Source organism: Bacteroides coprosuis (assembly GCF_020741705.1).
GTDB classification, from domain to species: Bacteria; Bacteroidota; Bacteroidia; order Bacteroidales; family Bacteroidaceae; genus Bacteroides_E; species Bacteroides_E coprosuis.
The window spans coordinates 1-18,567 of sequence record NZ_DYYK01000079.1; the positions used below are offsets into that span (position 1 = coordinate 1).

The 18,567-nt window shown below is 34.6% G+C and carries 15 protein-coding genes, 2 tRNA genes and 1 pseudogene; 11 read left to right on the forward strand and 7 right to left on the reverse strand.

What is annotated here, in order from left to right:
- From K8V80_RS04585 to lon, 3 genes and pseudogenes are all read right to left on the reverse strand, one after another.
- Window positions 1-182, reverse strand: a pseudogene (locus K8V80_RS04585) (LptF/LptG family permease); the annotation flags it as partial.
- Between the two features lie 14 nt (window positions 183-196).
- The gene (tgt, locus tag K8V80_RS04590; RefSeq protein WP_006744783.1) at window positions 197-1,327 is read right to left on the reverse strand and encodes a tRNA guanosine(34) transglycosylase Tgt; all 1,131 of its coding nucleotides are present in this window, start codon (window positions 1,325-1,327) and stop codon (window positions 197-199) included.
- Window positions 1,328-1,336: 9 nt separating this feature from the next.
- Window positions 1,337-3,817 carry an endopeptidase La gene (gene lon, locus K8V80_RS04595; protein WP_276775764.1) on the reverse strand — a complete coding sequence of 827 codons (2,481 nt, stop codon included), beginning with the start codon at window positions 3,815-3,817 and terminating at the stop codon, window positions 1,337-1,339.
- Between the two features lie 192 nt (window positions 3,818-4,009).
- On the opposite strand from lon, the gene K8V80_RS04600 reads away from it, so the two are divergent.
- The 3 genes from K8V80_RS04600 (at window position 4,010) to K8V80_RS04610 (ending at window position 5,127) form a co-directional block, all read left to right on the forward strand.
- The gene (locus K8V80_RS04600) at window positions 4,010-4,717 is read left to right on the forward strand and encodes a tRNA1(Val) (adenine(37)-N6)-methyltransferase (RefSeq protein WP_276775765.1); all 708 of its coding nucleotides are present in this window, start codon (window positions 4,010-4,012) and stop codon (window positions 4,715-4,717) included.
- A 100-nt stretch (window positions 4,718-4,817) separates the two neighbouring features.
- A tRNA-Pro gene (locus tag K8V80_RS04605) sits at window positions 4,818-4,892 on the forward strand.
- A gap of 160 nt (window positions 4,893-5,052) precedes the next feature.
- Window positions 5,053-5,127: transfer RNA gene (locus tag K8V80_RS04610), tRNA-Pro, on the forward strand.
- Between the two features lie 462 nt (window positions 5,128-5,589).
- Here the strand turns inward: K8V80_RS04610 and K8V80_RS04615 are convergent.
- The 3 genes from K8V80_RS04615 to K8V80_RS04625 all read right to left on the reverse strand — a co-directional run bounded on the left by K8V80_RS04615 (window position 5,590) and on the right by K8V80_RS04625 (window position 9,112).
- Window positions 5,590-6,417 (reverse strand): energy transducer TonB, encoded by an 828-nt coding sequence (locus tag K8V80_RS04615; RefSeq protein WP_276775766.1) that lies wholly within the window; start codon window positions 6,415-6,417, stop codon window positions 5,590-5,592.
- Between the two features lie 219 nt (window positions 6,418-6,636).
- A complete protein-coding gene (locus K8V80_RS04620; protein ID WP_276775767.1) occupies window positions 6,637-7,671 on the reverse strand; it encodes a hypothetical protein in 1,035 nt (344 codons plus the stop codon).
- A 607-nt stretch (window positions 7,672-8,278) separates the two neighbouring features.
- Window positions 8,279-9,112, reverse strand: a complete 834-nt coding sequence (locus K8V80_RS04625; RefSeq protein WP_276775768.1) for a head GIN domain-containing protein — start codon at window positions 9,110-9,112, stop codon at window positions 8,279-8,281.
- 643 nt (window positions 9,113-9,755) lie between these two features.
- On the opposite strand from K8V80_RS04625, the gene K8V80_RS04630 reads away from it, so the two are divergent.
- From K8V80_RS04630 to K8V80_RS04660, 7 genes are all read left to right on the forward strand, one after another.
- The gene (locus tag K8V80_RS04630; protein ID WP_276775769.1) at window positions 9,756-10,418 is read left to right on the forward strand and encodes a porin family protein; all 663 of its coding nucleotides are present in this window, start codon (window positions 9,756-9,758) and stop codon (window positions 10,416-10,418) included.
- Window positions 10,419-10,718: 300 nt separating this feature from the next.
- Window positions 10,719-11,459, forward strand: coding sequence for a lysophospholipid acyltransferase family protein (locus K8V80_RS04635; protein WP_276775770.1), 741 nt, complete (start codon window positions 10,719-10,721; stop codon window positions 11,457-11,459).
- Window positions 11,460-11,727: 268 nt separating this feature from the next.
- The gene (locus K8V80_RS04640) at window positions 11,728-12,864 is read left to right on the forward strand and encodes a DEAD/DEAH box helicase (protein WP_006744792.1); all 1,137 of its coding nucleotides are present in this window, start codon (window positions 11,728-11,730) and stop codon (window positions 12,862-12,864) included.
- Window positions 12,865-12,921: 57 nt separating this feature from the next.
- Entirely contained in the window at window positions 12,922-13,365 is a 444-nt protein-coding gene (locus K8V80_RS04645) for a cold-shock protein (RefSeq protein ID WP_276775771.1), read from the forward strand.
- Window positions 13,366-13,587: 222 nt separating this feature from the next.
- Window positions 13,588-13,902 carry an RNA recognition motif domain-containing protein gene (locus tag K8V80_RS04650; RefSeq protein ID WP_006744794.1) on the forward strand — a complete coding sequence of 105 codons (315 nt, stop codon included), beginning with the start codon at window positions 13,588-13,590 and terminating at the stop codon, window positions 13,900-13,902.
- A 181-nt stretch (window positions 13,903-14,083) separates the two neighbouring features.
- A complete protein-coding gene (locus K8V80_RS04655) occupies window positions 14,084-14,473 on the forward strand; it encodes a hypothetical protein (protein WP_276775772.1) in 390 nt (129 codons plus the stop codon).
- A gap of 93 nt (window positions 14,474-14,566) precedes the next feature.
- The gene (locus K8V80_RS04660; protein ID WP_276775773.1) at window positions 14,567-15,499 is read left to right on the forward strand and encodes a hypothetical protein; all 933 of its coding nucleotides are present in this window, start codon (window positions 14,567-14,569) and stop codon (window positions 15,497-15,499) included.
- Between the two features lie 77 nt (window positions 15,500-15,576).
- On the opposite strand, the gene K8V80_RS04665 is transcribed toward K8V80_RS04660, so the two are convergent.
- Entirely contained in the window at window positions 15,577-16,980 is a 1,404-nt protein-coding gene (locus K8V80_RS04665) for a leucyl aminopeptidase family protein (protein WP_276775775.1), read from the reverse strand.
- A gap of 243 nt (window positions 16,981-17,223) precedes the next feature.
- On the opposite strand from K8V80_RS04665, the gene K8V80_RS04670 reads away from it, so the two are divergent.
- Window positions 17,224-17,925 (forward strand): DUF421 domain-containing protein, encoded by a 702-nt coding sequence (locus tag K8V80_RS04670; protein WP_276775777.1) that lies wholly within the window; start codon window positions 17,224-17,226, stop codon window positions 17,923-17,925.
- The last annotated feature ends 642 nt before the right edge of the window (window positions 17,926-18,567 follow it).

Sequence of the window (18,567 nt, forward strand, 5' to 3'; positions counted from 1 at the left end):
AAATTAAAGTAATAATCGAAGATGATAGCGTCCCATGGTGCATTATTGTTCATGAAACGGTCCATTCTTTCAGTAAAGTCGAATACCACTGCAATAGAAATAACTAAGGTAATAGCAAAAATATATGTCCCTAAGAATTTCTTGATGATATACCTATCGATGCGTGTTAGTAATTTTTTCATACTTGTCTTTACTCTTATAATCTTGTAGAAAGTCTTTTAACCATCATTGGTTTCCATGTAGAAAAATCGCCTGCGATGATATGTTTACGCGCTTCTCCCACTAGCCATAGATAGAAAGCTAGGTTGTGAATAGAGGCAATTTCCATTGCTAGTAATTCTTTTGCATGGAATAAGTGACGAAGGTAAGCTTTTGTATATAAAGTGTCAACAAAAGAAGCACCATTTGCTTCGATAGGAGAAAAATCAAATTCCCACTTTTTGTTCTTCATATTGATTATACCGTCTTTCGTAAAGAGCATGCCATTACGACCGTTACGAGTTGGCATAACACAGTCAAACATATCTACACCTCTTTCAATTCCTTCGAGAATATTCATTGGTGTACCCACCCCCATTAGATAACGAGGTTTGGCCTTTGGTAGTATTTCATTTACCAATTCTATCATCTCGTACATTTTCTCTACAGGTTCACCCACAGCCAAACCGCCAATAGCATTACCATCTGCTTCTTTGGAAGCGATAAACTCGGCAGATTGTTTTCTTAAATCAGGGTAAACACAACCTTGTACAATAGGGAAGAGGGTTTGTTCGTATCCGTATTTGTCTTCGGTCTCATTGAAACGTTTGATGCATCTGTCTAGCCAACGATGAGTAAGCCCCATAGAGTTTTTTGCATATTCGTATGTTGCTGTTCCTGGAGGACATTCATCAAAAGCCATCATGATATCTGCACCAATAGTGCGTTCTATATCCATAACACGCTCTGGAGAGAAAAAGTGCTTACTTCCATCAATATGTGAACGGAATTCTACTCCTTCTTCTGTAATCTTTCTTATTCCCGAAAGAGAGAAAACTTGAAAACCACCACTATCAGTAAGCATAGGGCGGTCAAAACTATTGAATTTATGTAAGCCTCCAGCACGTTCTAGCACCTCTAACCCCGGACGGAGATAGAGGTGATATGTATTTCCTAGAATAATTTGTGCTTTGATATCCTCTTTTAAGTGGGATACTTGGACCCCTTTGACACTTCCTATTGTGCCTACTGGCATAAATATAGGAGTTTGTATTTGTCCGTGTGCAGTTGTTATTAGCCCTGCACGTGCATTTGTTTTGGGGTCTGTATATTGTAAGTCAAATTTCATGCGTTGTATTTAGCTATTTGCATTTTTGTTGTCGTCTTCATCAAACGTAAATTCAATTGGTTTTTCTACCAACTCATCTGTAAGAGCAAGAGCAAGAACTTCCTTAATTTCTTTTACATAATGGAAGCTAAGTCCTTTTAGATAGATTTCTTGAATCTCGTCGATGTTCTTCTTATTATCTTCACTTAAGATGATCTCTTTAATACCTGCACGTTTTGCTGCAAGAATTTTTTCTTTGATACCACCTACAGGCAATACTCTTCCACGAAGTGTTATTTCTCCTGTCATAGCCAAGTTGGCTTTTACTTTACGTTGAGTGAGAGCAGAAGCTAATGAAGTAGCCATAGTTACACCTGCCGACGGACCATCTTTTGGAATAGCTCCTTCGGGAACGTGGATGTGAATGTTCCAATTGTCGAAAATTCTTTGGTCTAGATTTAGTTCTTTTGTATGTGCTTTGATGTACTCAAGTGCCAGAACAGCAGACTCTTTCATAACATCTCCTAAATTACCAGTCAAAGTAAGTTTTCCACCTTTACCACGGCTCAAACTCGTTTCTACAAACAATATTTCACCACCTACAGCAGTCCATGCCAATCCCGTTACTACCCCAGCATATTTGTTGCCTTGGTATTTGTCACGAGAGAAATAAGGAGCCCCTAGATATTCTTCTAAATCAGTAGGCTTAACTTCAATAGCAGTAATCTCTCCATCGGTAGCAAACTTACGAGCTATCTTACGTAGAATTTTTCCTATCTCTTTTTCTAAGCCACGAACACCACTTTCACGTGTATATTCCTCTACTAATTTTTCCAGAGTACGTTTTGGCATTTTCACATCGTCTTTGCTCATACCATTAGCTTCAATCTGTTTAGGCAATAGGTGACGGCGTGCTATCTCTACTTTTTCTTCAGTTATGTATCCGCTTACCTCTATAAGTTCCATACGGTCTAGTAGTGGTTCGGGTATAGCATTAATATTATTAGCTGTTGCAATAAACATAACCTTAGACAAATCGTAATCTATATCTAGGTAGTTATCGTGGAAATTGGTATTTTGTTCTGGATCTAATACTTCTAAAAGAGCAGATGCAGGATCTCCTTGTGCAGATGAACTCAATTTATCGATCTCATCTAATATAAATACAGGGTTGGAAGAACCAGCTTTTATCAGATTTTTGATAACTCTACCTGGCATCGCACCAATATAGGTTCTACGGTGACCTCTAATTTCGGCTTCATCGTGGATACCACCCAAAGACATACGGATGTATTTCCTTTTTAAAGCATCAGCAACCGAGCGTCCTAATGATGTTTTACCTACCCCTGGAGGGCCGTATAAACAAATGATAGGAGCTTTCATATCCTTCTTCAGTTTTAGCACGGCTAAGTGTTCTAGGATACGTTCTTTTACTTTTTCCAAGCCATAATGATCACGGTTTAGTACACGTTCTGCACTTACCAAGTTGTTGTTGTCTTTTGTATAGACACCCCAAGGAAGGCTAAGCATGGTTTGGATATAGTTGAGTTGTATGCTATAATCAGGTGATTGTGAGTTGGTGCGTTCTAGTTTATCAACTTCTTTATTGAAGACTTCTAAAACGGCTTCACTCCATTTCATGTCCTGTCCTTTTTGGCGAAGTTCTTCAATCTCTTGTTCTTGGTTGTTACTTCCTAACTCACTTTGAATCGTCTTGATCTGTTGTTGCAAAAAATATTCTTTTTGTTGCTGATCAATATCCTCACGAGTTCTAAGTTGGATAGACGCTTTAATTTCGGCTAATTGTACTTCTCTATTTAGAATAATAAGTAGCTTGTTTGCTCTTTCTTTTAAAGAATCTATTTTTAAAAGTTCCAACTTTTCCTCTATCTTGAATGGAAGATTTGTGCAGATAAAGTTGATTAAGAACATATGATTGTTGATGTTCTTAATAGCAAAAGCCGATTCAGGATTCATATTATCCGTTGTTTTAATAAAACGAATAGTTAAATCTTTACAGCTTTCTATTAATGCTTCATCTTCTTTATCATCTTTACTCATCAAGGTTTCTTGTAGAAGAGTAACACCACCTTTAAGATAGGGTACTTCTTCTGTAATGCTGTCTAGGTGCATTCTGCGAATACCTTGAAGAATTACAGTTACTGTTTGATCGGGCATCTCTAGTGTACGCACAATTTTTGCAATACATCCTATTTCGTATAAGTCCTCAAACTTAGGATGATCAGTTTGTGCTTGTTTCTGACAAACAACAGCGATATAGCCTTGTTGTTGTTCAGCCTCACGTACAAGTTTGAGAGAAGATGCTCTTCCTACTGCTACTGGTAAAAATACACCAGGAAACAGTACCATATTGCGTAATGGTAAAACTGGTATTTCTTGATCTATTTCAATATCCATCATTTGCTCTTCGTTTCCTTCGAAGTCTGCAATTAGAGAGAAATTGTTGTTGCTACCAGCGTCTTCCATCTCTTTCAAATATATATTATCCATATTCTTAGCTAATTAATCTGTTATTATGTCATGTTGACAGGCATAAAACGCCTGCAAAGTTAATCTATTCTTTATTAATATTAAAAGATGCGGTATATATAATATGCAAATAAGGTGCCAAACTTGTCAAGTGATATGGTTTTTTCATATAAGTGAGTAATTTTGCATACAGATACTAATTTAACAATATAAATGGCGAATCCCTATTTTAAGTTTAAACAGTTTACCATTTGGCATGATAAATGTGCTATGAAAGTGGGTACAGATGGTGTGCTGCTAGGAGCAAGTGCACCTGTGACAAATGCTAATTTTATTTTAGATGTGGGTACGGGTACTGGGTTAATAGCTTTAATGTTGGCTCAAAGAACTGTGTCAGCTCAAATAAAAGCGTTAGAGATAGATGAGGATGCTGTTATACAGGCAAAAGAAAACATAGAGCGATCTCCTTGGAAGGATAGGATAGAAGTAATACAATCTGATTTCAATTTGTATGAACCCAACGAAAAGTATGATCTAATTGTATCAAATCCTCCGTATTTTGTTGATTCGCTACTTTCTCCACATAAGCAGCGTACCAACGCACGACATACCCAAACACTCAGCTTTGATGCTTTACTAGATGGGGTAGTTCGTTGCTTGTCGGCAGTAGGTCGGTTTTCAGTAATCCTCCCCATCGAGGTACAAGATTTGTTTTGTGGACTAGCAAAAGATAGAGGTTTATTTTTAAATAAGATTTTATATATTCAAACCAAGCCAGGAGCTTCTGCCAAAAGAATTATTCTTGATTTTAGTTTTGTAGAATCTATCTTATTGGAAGATATGCTTTTAGTTGAATTAGCTAGATATCAATACAGCAAAGAGTATATTCAACTCACAAAAGACTTTTACTTGAAAATGTAGAAAATAAAATCTTTTTTAGAGATTCGTTTGCAGATATAAAAATACTTTGTACTTTTGCATCGCTTTCAGAAAGAAATACTACTGATAGCAATAGCAAAAACGGGGTGTAGCGCAGTCCGGTTAGCGCACCTGCTTTGGGAGCAGGGGGTCCCAGGTTCGAATCCTGGTACCCCGACAAAAAGGAGTTTTAGATTTTTCTAAAGCTCCTTTTTTATATTCTATTTTTTAGAGAGCGATACAGAAATATTTTTTATTGATAAAACTTGTAGATATAAAAATACTTTGTACCTTTGCATCGCTTTCAGAAAGAAACACTACTGATAGCAACAGCAAAACGGGGTGTAGCGCAGTCCGGTTAGCGCACCTGCTTTGGGAGCAGGGGGTCCCAGGTTCGAATCCTGGTACCCCGACACAGTAAAGGAGCTTTAGATTTTTCTAAAGCTCCTTTTTTTATGGGAATAAGCAGAGAGCACAGCGGGATAGATTAAAGAAACGCTTAAGGAAAAAAAGATCCTATCTAAAAAAGTTTTAGATAGGATGATTTTTGTTTTTAGAGTCTTGCAATCTCTAGAAATAGGAGAGCCCATTTAACCCTTTATAATGCCTATTGGATGTTGAATAAATTAGATAGTATATAGAAATGAAAAACGGGCACTCAATCTTCTAAAACAAGAGTTTATATACCTGTTTAGCTACCTGAGAACTCCCTTTTAAAGAAGATATAGATTTTATTTGACACCGACATGATGATGACATGTCGGTGTTATGATGATCTCATGACCTAGTCAAAAGCATCACTTGTCCCTTATAAAAAAAGCCCATCTAAAGAATTAGATAGGCTTGTACACGTATAATATCATGGAGTGAAATTATCATCTTAAACGAAAGTTAATAGGGAGATAATAGAGAGTGTTTACAGGCTTATTGTCTTTCATTGCCGGACACCAATTATTGGGTATTAACTTGACAACACGAAGAGCTTCTTCATCAAAAGTTTTGTTTTCACTTTTTTGAATGTAAAAATTATCCATTTCCCCTTTTTTATTGATTCTTAGAGCTATAACAACTTTTCCTTCTCTTTTTAATCTTTGTTCCTTTACGGGATATTTAATGTTGCGTTTTATAAAGTTCATTAATCCATTGATTCCACCATCTCTATAATCTGCGGTCTGAAAAGAATCATCTTTTTCTAAATGTTGTTTATCCGTTGAGGTGTACTCTTTTTTGTCTGAGTCTGTAAGAGGAATATCCGTTTTTACTCCATCAATACATTCCCCTTTTTTTAATAATGCCCCACTTTTACTATACTCATAGTATTTGCCATTTTCTACTCCCTCTTTATAAAATGAGGTGTAATAACTTTTCCCATTGCTGTGGTATAGGGTAAAAGGACCTTCTTTTACTCCTTCACCATTGTATCTAATATGAGAGAATAGTTGCCCATTATCATAATAATCGAGTTGTGACCCCACTTGTACTCCATTTTTAAATCTCATCACAGATTTTAGTTTGTTTTTCACATAAATAAGCTCTTCTCCATTTTTTAATCCTGCTATTTCGGTTATGGTGTCAAGGGCTGTTAACTGTTCAACATCTTGATCTGTATATTCTTGAATAGGAGAGATAGACTGTGCCTTTATCGGATTGCCGCACATGATCAGTAAACTAGCAAAGACTGTGGCTAGTATATTCTTTTTCATAGTAAGAAAGATTGATTAGTTAGTAGAGGCTAAATGTAGTGATTTTTTGATCATCCTATAATCTTTAGTCTAATAAAGTACTGTAAAGTCAAGCTATCTAATGATGAGCAATGAGTATTGATCTGTTTAATCGACCTAAATAAATAGAGGCAAGCCTAGACTTGCCTCTGTAATGGTTGGTTCAAAATATTTATTTATTTATGCTAAATAGATATTTCCTTAATTATCTATTTTGTTAAACTTCTTGGTGTACTGAATGTATATAAGCTCTAGATTATTTAAATTTACACATGGAGAGTGGAGCGTGTTATTTGAGTTTTGAATGATTTCTTTTTCGCTAAGTAATCCTATCTCTTCTCCAGTATTGGGTATATATCTATCTGGTGTTATATTACTAGATTGTACACATTGTTTTTTATAAACACGATGTGTATATAGCTGGAAGCTTTTCTCGTCATCAGATAGTACTCCGAGTAAATCGGTAGTGGGAGTACCTTCTTTTTCCATACGGTAAACGCGGTTATCCTTTATGTAGAAGAAACTTTTGCTTATAGGAGAATCTGTTCCTTTATAGCAAATTTGTCGGGTAGTGAAATCTAGTTCCACAAAATTGATGTTCTTCTCTTTTCTCACTAAGGACTCTTGGTCTATTTTTGCTAAAGTTTCTTGAGTAGTAGCAGTAACTTCCTTTTTATTCTTATACCAATGTGTGTTAATTTCTTCCTCAGCTAGATCATATGACCATATCCCTTTACTGATCTCTTCATATCTCTTTTCACTTGGAACAAATTCTTGACTGACATAAATGTATGAGCCAAACTCGGTGTCATTCGGCTGTAATACCACTTTGATACCATTAGCAAATATTTCATCTTCAATTCGGTATAAGGCTACAAGTTCGCCACTAAGTGTTTTTAGAATTATGGTTTCACCGTGAGAGGGTACTATTTTAGTAGGATTTAAAGCTATATGACGTCTTACTAATTCATCGGTCATAGGGTCTTCATAGCTGAAGCTATGCGGAGTGCTATCTACGCTCTTTTCTGGAATAAAGAAAATAGCCTGATTTGCTTCAAGCTCTTCAGCAGGAATATGGGCTAAAATATTGACTCCTTCGCTTGTACGAGCATTAATAAAAGACTCAACGTACTTTTTTCGAGCTTCTGAATTTATATTTTCTGAAGAGCTACATGCTGTAATCAGCAGTACCCCAAAAAGGGTAAATAATGTAGCTATTTTATATCTAGTTTTCATAACTTTAAGGCTTTATTGAAATATATCAAAGATAATTAATATGTATTAAATAATAAGATAATTAGTGCTGATTTTGTTCACTGAAAAGGCTTTTATTATCGTATAGAAGCATTTTTGCTAGTTTTGTTTTCTTTTTGTAATCAATATGTCATACGGGTTGGGTAAATTCTAAATATCCCTTTAATAAGAATTTGATGAACGTGGTTATTTCTTTGTCATTATTTTTTCTAAAAATAGAGATGCTTGATATAAAATTAGATTAAGAGTGAACCAATCATGATTCATTCTTGTTATAAGATTAGTTTAGAATGGTTATAATTAACGATATTAAGAAACAGACATTCTATTTCCAAAAAGAGTGAGTTCTTTTTACACGTTGATGTATTAAAATAATGTAGTGCATTGCTGAGCAATCTTGAGTCCGCTCAGTAGTATTTAGGAAACAAGAGGGACTCTGCTGCAACAGTGTCCCTCGTTCCTTTTAAATTTAATAATCAAAATGTCTGTGTACTTTTTCATACAAAAAAATTCATATCGTTTTTAAAAGTAAAAAGACCTCTGCTCGTGATGAGTAGAGGTCTTTTTATTATAGTTTAGAATGTATCTATTATTTTACTGCATGGAAACCTTTCTTACTTACGTTTACTTGATTGGGTTTTCCACTATAACTCACATCTCCTGAACCCGAAACTTTGCCGCTAATACTTTGTTTGGCTTGGCAACGAATATCTCCAGAGCCTGAAACTTCTGCATTCACTTGATCTACCTTTAAATTGTGAGCGTGAATATCTCCACTACCGCTTACTTTGTATTCGGCTTGTTTGGCTTTTCCTGCTTTAAAGTCGATGTCGCCACTTCCTTTTACATAAGCCTTAACGGTTGAGGCATCTGTGTTTCTAACTTCTATATCCCCACTACCACTAACTGTAGCATCTAGGTATTTTACTTTTGCTGTTTTAATATCTATGTCTCCACTTCCTTTTAAATATAAGTTGAGGCTTTCTGTGTTTACTAGGGCTACTTCTATATCCCCGCTGCCACTAATAGACATTGATGTGGAAGAATCCCACTTCATATCCTCTTTTACTATGATATCCCCACTGCCGCTTATGTTTAGAGTTTGAAGACTAGGTACTTCTACATATACTTTGACATAATTATTGTCCATGTTGTTACGTCCAAAGAATCTTATTTTTGATTTACTCTTTTGTTTAACAATTAAGTCTTTACCGTCTACTTTTATTTCTAAAAGATCAATAAGTTCTTGTGGTCCTTCTGCTTTTACACTAGTTGTTTTCCCTTGGGTTACTATTATAGTAGGAGAGCCTGTTAGTTGAATACCTGTAAAATTACCAACGATATAGTCCTTTTTGCCATTTGCTGCAAAAGTTGCAATCACTGCTAGTACTAAAGTTGCACATAGTAAAATAGTTCTTTTCATAATTTAAAATTTAGTTTAAGCACGAGGTCTTAAATACTTTTATACTCGTTTTTTATATATCCTCTTATTTATAAGACGATGGAATGTACTAAAGGTTACAAGATATACTTACTTATTCTGTTTTACATTGAATATCAGCTATTTTTACCGTGTTATTATTCCGAATGCACCTCTTAATATTTAGTTTAATAGTAATTTAGTATGAGAGTTAGGTGTGTTTAGTTAAAAGAATGTCCCAAAAGGGTAATAATTAACTCCAGAATATCCTTTTATTAGAAATAGTCTTTTTTCTTCTTATGTTCAAGGCGAAGGAATGATTGCGATCATTTAAAATTATTTTGCTATGAAATTTAAAAAATGTTTTTTATGCTTGCCGTGATATTTTTAATGATATCATGCTCCAATGATAGAGATTTGGAGTCGCTAAATTCTGTTGACTTGAATAAAATTCAGGTAGTTAATATTTCAGATTATCTCAGTCCTAGTACTAGGAATAGGAATATGAGTTCTCTAAAAGAAACGGCACCTTATATGTCTAATAATTATAGGATAACCGTTGCTTTTGAAAACTTTACTAGTGGTTGCTGCAGTGGAGTGAAAAAAAACTATACTTTTGGTGAAGTATATTATAAATATTGATAGAATGAAAACATTAATCAAATTATCGTTAGTAGGCTTGTTTCTTCTTCTACCAACATGCATTTATGCTGATCAACCTATAAGATATGGTGTGGTGGGAGGAGTTAATGTGAGCAGTATACACGCTAGTGGAACAGATTATAAGGCTGGTTTCCATGTGGGAGGTAAAATGGATGTACTTATTTCTAATAATTGGTACTTAGATGTTTCGGCTCTTTTTTCAATGAAAGGATGGAAATCAACACAGTATTTGCATTATTTTGAAGAAGAGATTCTGGAAACAGATAAATACACTCTGAATAACTATTATTTTGAAGTACCTATTCATGCTATGTACAAAATACAGGTTAGTCCAAAGGTATCCATTAATTTATCTGCAGGGCCTTATCTAGGTCTTGGGTTATTTGGAAAAGTGCATGTGAAAGCCAAAACTTCTTCCTATTCAGATCTAGGAAAAACGCTCGAAGAAGCCAAAGACTCTGCTAGTCTATACAAAAGTGGTAGTGGAGATAAACGATTTGATTTTGGTATAGGAGCTAAGGTAGGTGTAGAAATTAATAAGAAGTTCCAAATATCTGCTGGGTACGACTGGGGTTTCTTGAAGAGTAATAGTGGTGACGATAGTCAGAATCGGAATATCCCTATATCTTTCACTTACATCTTTTAGTAAAGAGGGGTAGAGAATATATTAAATGTTATTTTAGCATAACTAACAAAATACTTATATAAGGGTAGGTCAAATTAGACTTACCCTTTTTTACTGGACAAGAGAAAAACACAAGAATTATAATCGGATTTGTTATCTATCTGAAAATAAATTTGTCTTGAATATTGTATTTTCTTATTTTTACCCACTTTTCATAAATGGATATAAGGATTCTTATTTATATAAAGTTAATATGAGGTTGTTTTAAATCAATTTACTCAACCAGTTTGTTATAAGATTTATTTTTAACATTTTGTTCCTATGAAGAAAATTTTAGCCTATCCACTTTCTGTTTTGTATTACCTCTTTTTTGGTCTTACACTGGTTGTCTTTCATGTCATTCAGTGGCTGAGCTATACCTTAGGAGGTTATCAAGCCCATAAAGTAAGTGTTGATTGGCTGTGTTATTTTCTGGTAAGCAATACTTATGTATTAGGAACTCGGTATAGATTTGAAAATCTTGATAAATTACCACAGGGAGTACCTTTAATTGTAGTAGCAAATCATCAGAGCTTTTATGATATACCTGCTATTAATTGGTATATGAGAAAATATCATATTAAATTTATTAGTAAAATAGAACTAGGCAAAGGAATCCCGAGTATATCCTACAACTTAAGAAATGGAGGATCCGTATTAATAAATAGAAAAGATCCTCGCCAATCCTTGCGTGAAGTAGGAAAACTGGGAGAGTACATTGAGAAGTATAATCGATCTGCTGTAATCTTTCCTGAGGGTACGCGTAGTAAAACAGGTAAACCCAAGACTTTTAATGAAAGTGGCATAAAAGTACTTTGTCGCAAAGCCCCATCAGCTTATATTGTACCTATTACTATTAATAATTCGTGGAAGATGACTCGTTGGGGAGCCTTTCCACTGGGCATAGGTAATAAATTGACTTTTACTATCCAAGAGCCTTTCGCTATTAAAGGTATGCCTTTTGAGGATATTTTCAATAGGGTACAAGATGTTATAGTAAGTGGAATCAATCCAGGTGAATAGGTGTTTATTCTCTTGTACTAAGTGATATCATTTAGTTCTGAATACCTAAACTATCACTGCTAGAGAGCTTTATTTTATTGCTACTATAATATACTAGAGTAGATATAAATTGATATTGAGTAAATTTACTTATCTTTGTGCCGTTGAAAACATTTCGTGTTGGTTCTCCTCATTTTTTAGTAAAAGGCTTTCTCTCCACTATTTGTTTGAAAGATACATTTAAAATGCTGCTACATATAAATAAAAGGTAGGGGCTTAACATTAATGCATGACATTTAAAGAATTAAACATTATAGAGCCTATATTACAAGCTCTAACAGAAAAGGGGTATTCTACTCCAACTCCCATACAAGAACAAGCAATATTACCCGCAATTGATCATCAAGATATTTTAGGCTTAGCGCAGACGGGTACTGGTAAAACTGCCGCTTTCTCTATTCCTATTATTCAGCATTTACATTTAGACTCTTTACAAAAAGAGGGTGAAGAAAAAATAGCTAAGAGAGCTATTAGAGCATTGATCCTGACTCCTACACGAGAATTAGCAATTCAAATAGGGGAATCATTAAAAGATTATACTCGTTATACCGATTTACAGTACACTGTAATCTTTGGAGGAGTAAAACAAGGTAGTCAAGTGAATCGATTAAAAGCTGGCGTTGATATTTTGGTGGCAACACCAGGTAGATTGCTCGACTTAATGCATCAAGGGCATATCAAAATTAATAAAGTACAACACTTTGTACTCGATGAGGCCGACCGTATGCTAGATATGGGTTTTATTCATGATATCAAGCGTTTATTACCACGCTTACCCAAGAATAGACAGACGTTGTTCTTTTCAGCAACCATGCCTCGTTCCATAGCTAGTTTATCACGCTCAATATTGAAAAACCCTATAAGAATAGAGGTAACTCCAGCATCATCAGTGGTGGATACCATTGAGCAAGAAGTTTATTTCGTAGAACAGAATGATAAGAAGGATTTATTAGTTAAATTGCTACACGAAGGAGATATGAAATCTGTTTTGGTGTTCTCAAGAACAAAGCACGGAGCTAATAAGATAGTAAAAGCAATTACAAAGGCTGGAATTACGAGTGAGCCTATTCATGGAAATAAGTCTCAAAATGCTCGTCAGCGTGCTTTAGAAAATTTTAAAGCACATAAAACCAGAGTGCTTGTTGCTACAGATATTGCAGCAAGAGGTATCGATATAGAAAACTTAGAGCTAGTAGTGAATTACGATTTACCTAATATTCCAGAAACCTATGTACACCGTATTGGTCGTACGGGTAGGGCAGGAAATGTAGGCAAAGCTTTAACATTCTGTGCTGCCTCTGAACGTATCTTCTTAAAAGACATTGAAAAGTTAACAAAAAACAAGCTCTCTATAGTAAAGAACTAAGAGCTTGCAAATAAATTATTCATCAATATATTAATATTAATTATACAAGAAAGAAAAATGGCAAAATCAAATTCTTATAGAAAGAAAGAAGTGGAAAAGAGTAAAATGCAAAAGAGAAAAGAAAAGCAATTAAAACGTGAAGAAAGAAAGAAAAATGGACCCAGCTCTTTCGAAGATATGATAGCCTATGTTGATGAATTTGGGGTAATTACTGATACTCCACCAGAACCAAGCGTAAAAGAAGAAATAAAACTAGAAGATATTGAAATCTCTACACCTAAGAAGGAAGAACTAGACGAAGATCAAGATCTAACAGGTAGAGTAGATTTCTTTAATGACGCCAAAGGTTTTGGTTTTATAAAGGATCAAGCAAGTGTAAATACTTATTTCTTTCATATCAGTAACGCTCCTGAAGATATTAAAGAAAACAACAAAGTTACTTTTGAACTAGAACAAGGACCTCGAGGTATGAATGCTGTAAATATCAAAATTATCGGTTGATATTTCTCTGATAGATTGCAGAATAGATTAAATATAAAGAAAATAAAAAATAATTCGTCTTTTAATCTGTTATACTCTGCAATTTTCCTTACCTTTACAAAATACATTTGGGTTATATAACATTTCCATCCTTATCTTCAAATTAATAAATTTAAGTAGAGTGTGCTTTTGTGTTTAATATTACTCATCTGATTTTTATTAATAATTTTATTTTACAAAAAAATGAACATTTTTATTGGAAGTCTAAGCTTCAACGTAAATGATGAAGGCTTAGCAGAAATTTTCGAACCATACGGTGCAGTTACTTCAGCTAGAGTAATTAAGGATAAGTTTACTAACCGTTCAAAAGGTTTTGGTTTTGTAGAGATGGAAGATGATGAAGCCGCTACAAAAGCTATCAATGAATTGAATGGTGCAGAAGTAGACGGCAGACCTATTGCTGTTTCTGAAGCAAGACCTCGTGAAGAAAGACCAGCTCGTTCTTTCAACAACAACAGAGGTGGTGGTTACGGCGGTGGTCGTGGTAACAGATATTAATTAGACTAATTCAGATTAATATATTAAAAGGATGGGATTTATCTCATCCTTTTTTATTTCTACAAATTTATAGAATAGAACAAACAAGGGAGTAGGGCCACTATCTTTTAAATAATTGTTCTGTAGCTAAACTATTTAGAGTATTACTTGTATTATGAGAGGATGAGTAATACAAAATCTTATGAAAGAGAGTACAATAAATTCGTTTCAAATTTCGGAATTGAATGATAGACTGCCTGATCGTTTAAATTTTCATCTCCATTCAATGAATTATGATTTAATACTTGATGGATCAACTGATCAATTACTAATTCGTATAGATTCTACGAAGACTATGACGATAGCTTATGGTGTAGTAGATGAGGAGTATAAGAAACATAGTTGCCAGTCGTGGTACTTGTTGAAAAATAGAGATTTGTATTTAGATTATATTTTTGAACCATCTTCTATCTATACGAATAGGTGGTTGGCTGTGCAACCTTTACCTCGGATGAGTACAGCGAATCAGTATGAAAGTGTAGCCCAAGATATCCGAAAGATGGATGAACTGGTAAGAGAAACAATGAGCTAAGTTTATAGCTAAGACCTTAAATATAAGTGCGTTTACAAAACAAAAAAGCCTCTAGATTTGTAATAATAGTATACTCTTAAATTAACTATCATTATGAAAAAGAGGAATGTTTTATTAGCAGTTTTTGCAATGATGTTTATTGCAGGCTGCGGTGGAGGTGCAAAGAAAAAAGCCGCTAGTGAGTTGGACTTAAAAGTGAATGATGCCGTTGAGAGTTTCAAATATCTTGACCAAATCTCTGATAATCTAATTGAGGCTAGAGTGTGGGAGTTTCAAAACAAAGGACAAATAAATAAATTTGTTAGCTTTGTTGAGAAAAAGAAAGTTGTTGATCCAGCTAAATTAGCTGTTCTGCCAGAAGTAGCTACATTGGCAGATTTCCATACCTTAGCTAAACCCAAAATACTTACTGAAGATGATTATAGCAAACTTATGAGTGCTATGGATACTTATTATGCGAATCAGAAAGCCTATTCGGCAAAGGCTATTGAGCTTTCTAAGTATATCGTGCAATCTGAATACAAAAAAGATGGTTTTAAGAAAGGGAAAACTTTAGTGGACGAACTTAATACTGAAATCCAAAATTATAAAAATCAAGGAATTGATACTTGGAACCTATTGCAAGGGTTGCAAAATATGAGTGCAGATAGTATGAGTGATTCTCCTTTGTCTCCAGCTTATAAAGCCGTAACACTAGATGTGTCTTCTTATAAGATGGTAATCGACTTAGTAATTAATTACGTGTATAAAGAAGGTGAGTTGAAGGGTGCTATAGATGCTTTCAATGTATTACTTCAAAATTCCACAGCTAATCGTATCGTTGGTGAGGAAGCTTTGACTAAAGCGGGTAAAAAACAATTATATGATAAGGTTTATGTTGAGATTCATAGGGGCTTACGTGCCTTAAAAGATATCATTGTAGCTTTGCAAGAAGAGGGTAAAGATCCTTCAACCATAGATAGTAAACCTATTGAAGAAGCATTTGTAGCTATTCATACAGCTTATAAAAATTTTATAAATTCATAGAGTCTTAGCTGTGAGTGATAGAGAAATATAATACTAAAAAAGGGAGTCCAACAGACTCCCTTTTTTAGTTCTTAGAATTATCTTTCTATCTTATCTTCATATTTTGAGAAGAAATCTACTAGGGTGCGGATACCTGTACCCGTTCCACCAATTCCCTTATAATCTACAGGTTCTTCGTAGAAAGCAGGACCTGCTATGTCTAGATGGACATAAGGATGTTTTGCAAAATGTTCGAGGAACTTACCTGCTGTAATTGTTCCAGCAAGTCGACCACCCACATTTTTCATATCAGCAACAGTCGATTTTAGTAAATCTTTGTAATCATCCCAGAAAGGAAGTTGAACTAGTCTTTCATGTACTAATGCACCCGATGCAATCAACTTATCCATTACTTGTTGCTCTGCATTACCCATAATACAAGAAGCCTTGTTTCCTGCCACTATTAGCGCTGCACCTGTTAGTGTAGCTGCATCTATAATTAATTCTGGCTCATATTGGTTGGCATACGAGATAGCATCTGCAAGAATAATACGTCCTTCAGCATCGGTATTCAATATTTCTACAGTAGTGCCATCATACATCTTAATGATGTCTCCTGGAGTATATGCATTTTCACCTGGACGGTTGTCAGTTGCAGGAATGAAGCCCATGATATGTACATTGAGTTGGTTGAGTGCTGCTCCATAGATAGCACCTATCATGCAAGCTGCTCCACCCATATCACTCTTCATAGAGTCCATCGAACCTAGTGTAGGTTTCAAACTTAAACCTCCCGTGTCAAATACTAAACCTTTACCTACTAGTGCTATCGGTTTTTTATTGATAGGGTTGGCTGGCTTGTATTCGATAACTGTAAAAGTAGGAGGTAGTACCGAACCACTATTTACAGCAAGTAATCCGCCCATTCCTAGTTCTTCAATCTGAGCTTTGTGAAGTACTTTTACACTAAACTTAGCTTCCTTGCCAAGCTTCTCTACTTCTTTTGAAAGCTGGTCAGCAGTAAGATAACATACGGGTTCGTTTACCATATCTCTAGCCCAATATACTGCTTTGATGGTGTTGCTGATCTGTTTTATTCTTTCTTCGGACACATTGCCGCATATATAAATTTCTTTTAAACTGTACGCTTTCTCTTCTTTGTCTTTGAAGTATTTAAGAAATTGATAATTGGCTAGCATTAAGCCTTCCGCCAAAGCCAAAGTTGCTTCATTATGGCCAATTACAGTTAGTGTATCTTCTTTCTTATCAAGTTGTTTACGTACGTTGAAACCTGCTACACGCATCTTTTCAAGATCGGTTTGTTCTTTAACAAAGAAGATAGTTTGGCGACTTGTTTTAATAAAGTCTTCTTTCTTATCCGATTCTATAAAGCGTTTTACAAAGTCTTCACAATCGCTGGGAATATTCTTAAGCTCGTTGTTGGTAGGGATTACATATACCAGATTACTTCGCTTGTCAATTACTTTAGTTGAATGTATCATAGGTGTAATTTTAAATAATTTCTATTTCTTTCTTTTCTTATAACAAGACCGATCTTTTGTTTGTTTATATTTTTCAAAAGAATATTACAAACGCAATAGATTTAGTTCGCCTTAAGATAGAGATAATTTAGCTTATTCTGCTATCTCTTAAAGGGTTATTATTCTTATATATTATGAAACATATTTTAGTCTAGAGAGTTAATAAAGGAAAGAACTGAGTAATAATAAACATATATAGGCGATATGAATTTTGAAATGCACGGAATGATGGTCATAAAACTGCTTGTGGGTATGGCAGGTGTACTGTTTTTTCTTCGTATGTCGGGTAAGTCGCAAATGGCACAGATGACACCTACTGATATTGTTAATTCCTTTGTAATAGGGGCTATAGTAGGGGGCATTATTTACGATCCCGATCTAAGTGTTTGGGATATGCTGTTTGCCATGGTTATCTGGTCGGTAATCAATATCACCGTGCGACTGTTGTCACGTAATTCCTATTTCAGTCAGTTGTTTCAAGGGAAATCGGAGTTTATTATTAAAGATGGAAAGCTAGATTTGAAAGTGATGGAACGCAACAATCTGAGCATGGAGCAGCTCATTGCCCGTCTTAGAGAGAAAGATATTTACTCTTTACTCGATGTAGATGATATTCGCTTTGAGGCCGATGGTCAGCTCACTGTTTTTGAAAGTCAGAAGGAGATATTCTCCTATCTATTAGTGAATAATGGAAAGATGCTAAAGGATACGTTGAAGGAGGCACACCGTACAGAACAATGGTTGCATAAGGAGCTCGACAAACTAGGATACTCACAAATTAGCGATTTGTTTTGTGTAGAGTGGACACCCGATAAGGGTTTTTATATTATCGACAAATGGGGAAATATAGAGACACTCACTATCGATTCTAAGCTGAAAGAGCTAGAAGGAGATATAAGTGTTTGAGAGATGGTTCACAGTCTTTTATTTTCTCTGTGGGATTGATTCATAAAGGCTAACACTATGCTAAAAGGAAACCAGATCAAGAAGGACTCAATCAAACTAAATTGCTTTAATATGAAAAAATGAAAAACGAAAGCAAGGAATATAGCGGTCACAGTGCTAGATAATAACATTACACGATACTTTTTATTCATAGCTTTTCTATTTAAATGAATAGATGTTTTCTAAGTATATATATTGTGTAATATAATGATTGTTTGCTGTGTTGAAGAATTAAAGCCAGACTATAAAGGGTAAAAATTGCTATCCCTTGAAAATGGGTATCTTTTAGTTGATAAATAAATTTTGATAAAATTGCTTATTAATACTCATACATATTGAGTTAACTATTACAAACTTTGTAAGTTTAATTTGTGCCGATTCCTTTTGAAAAAGTATTAAAAATTGATAGATTCGAAGATTATGGTATTAAATATCAGTTTAATTGCTGATGAACTGAAATTTAATCTAAAATATGAACACAAGATAAGATAGTGTAAGAATGCAAAAAACAATAAATCACTATGGATCTTATATTGTTCTAATGATACTTAGTCTTGTTCTAGAGAGTATCATAGAATTTGATGAGTTCTTCCAACAGCTTTT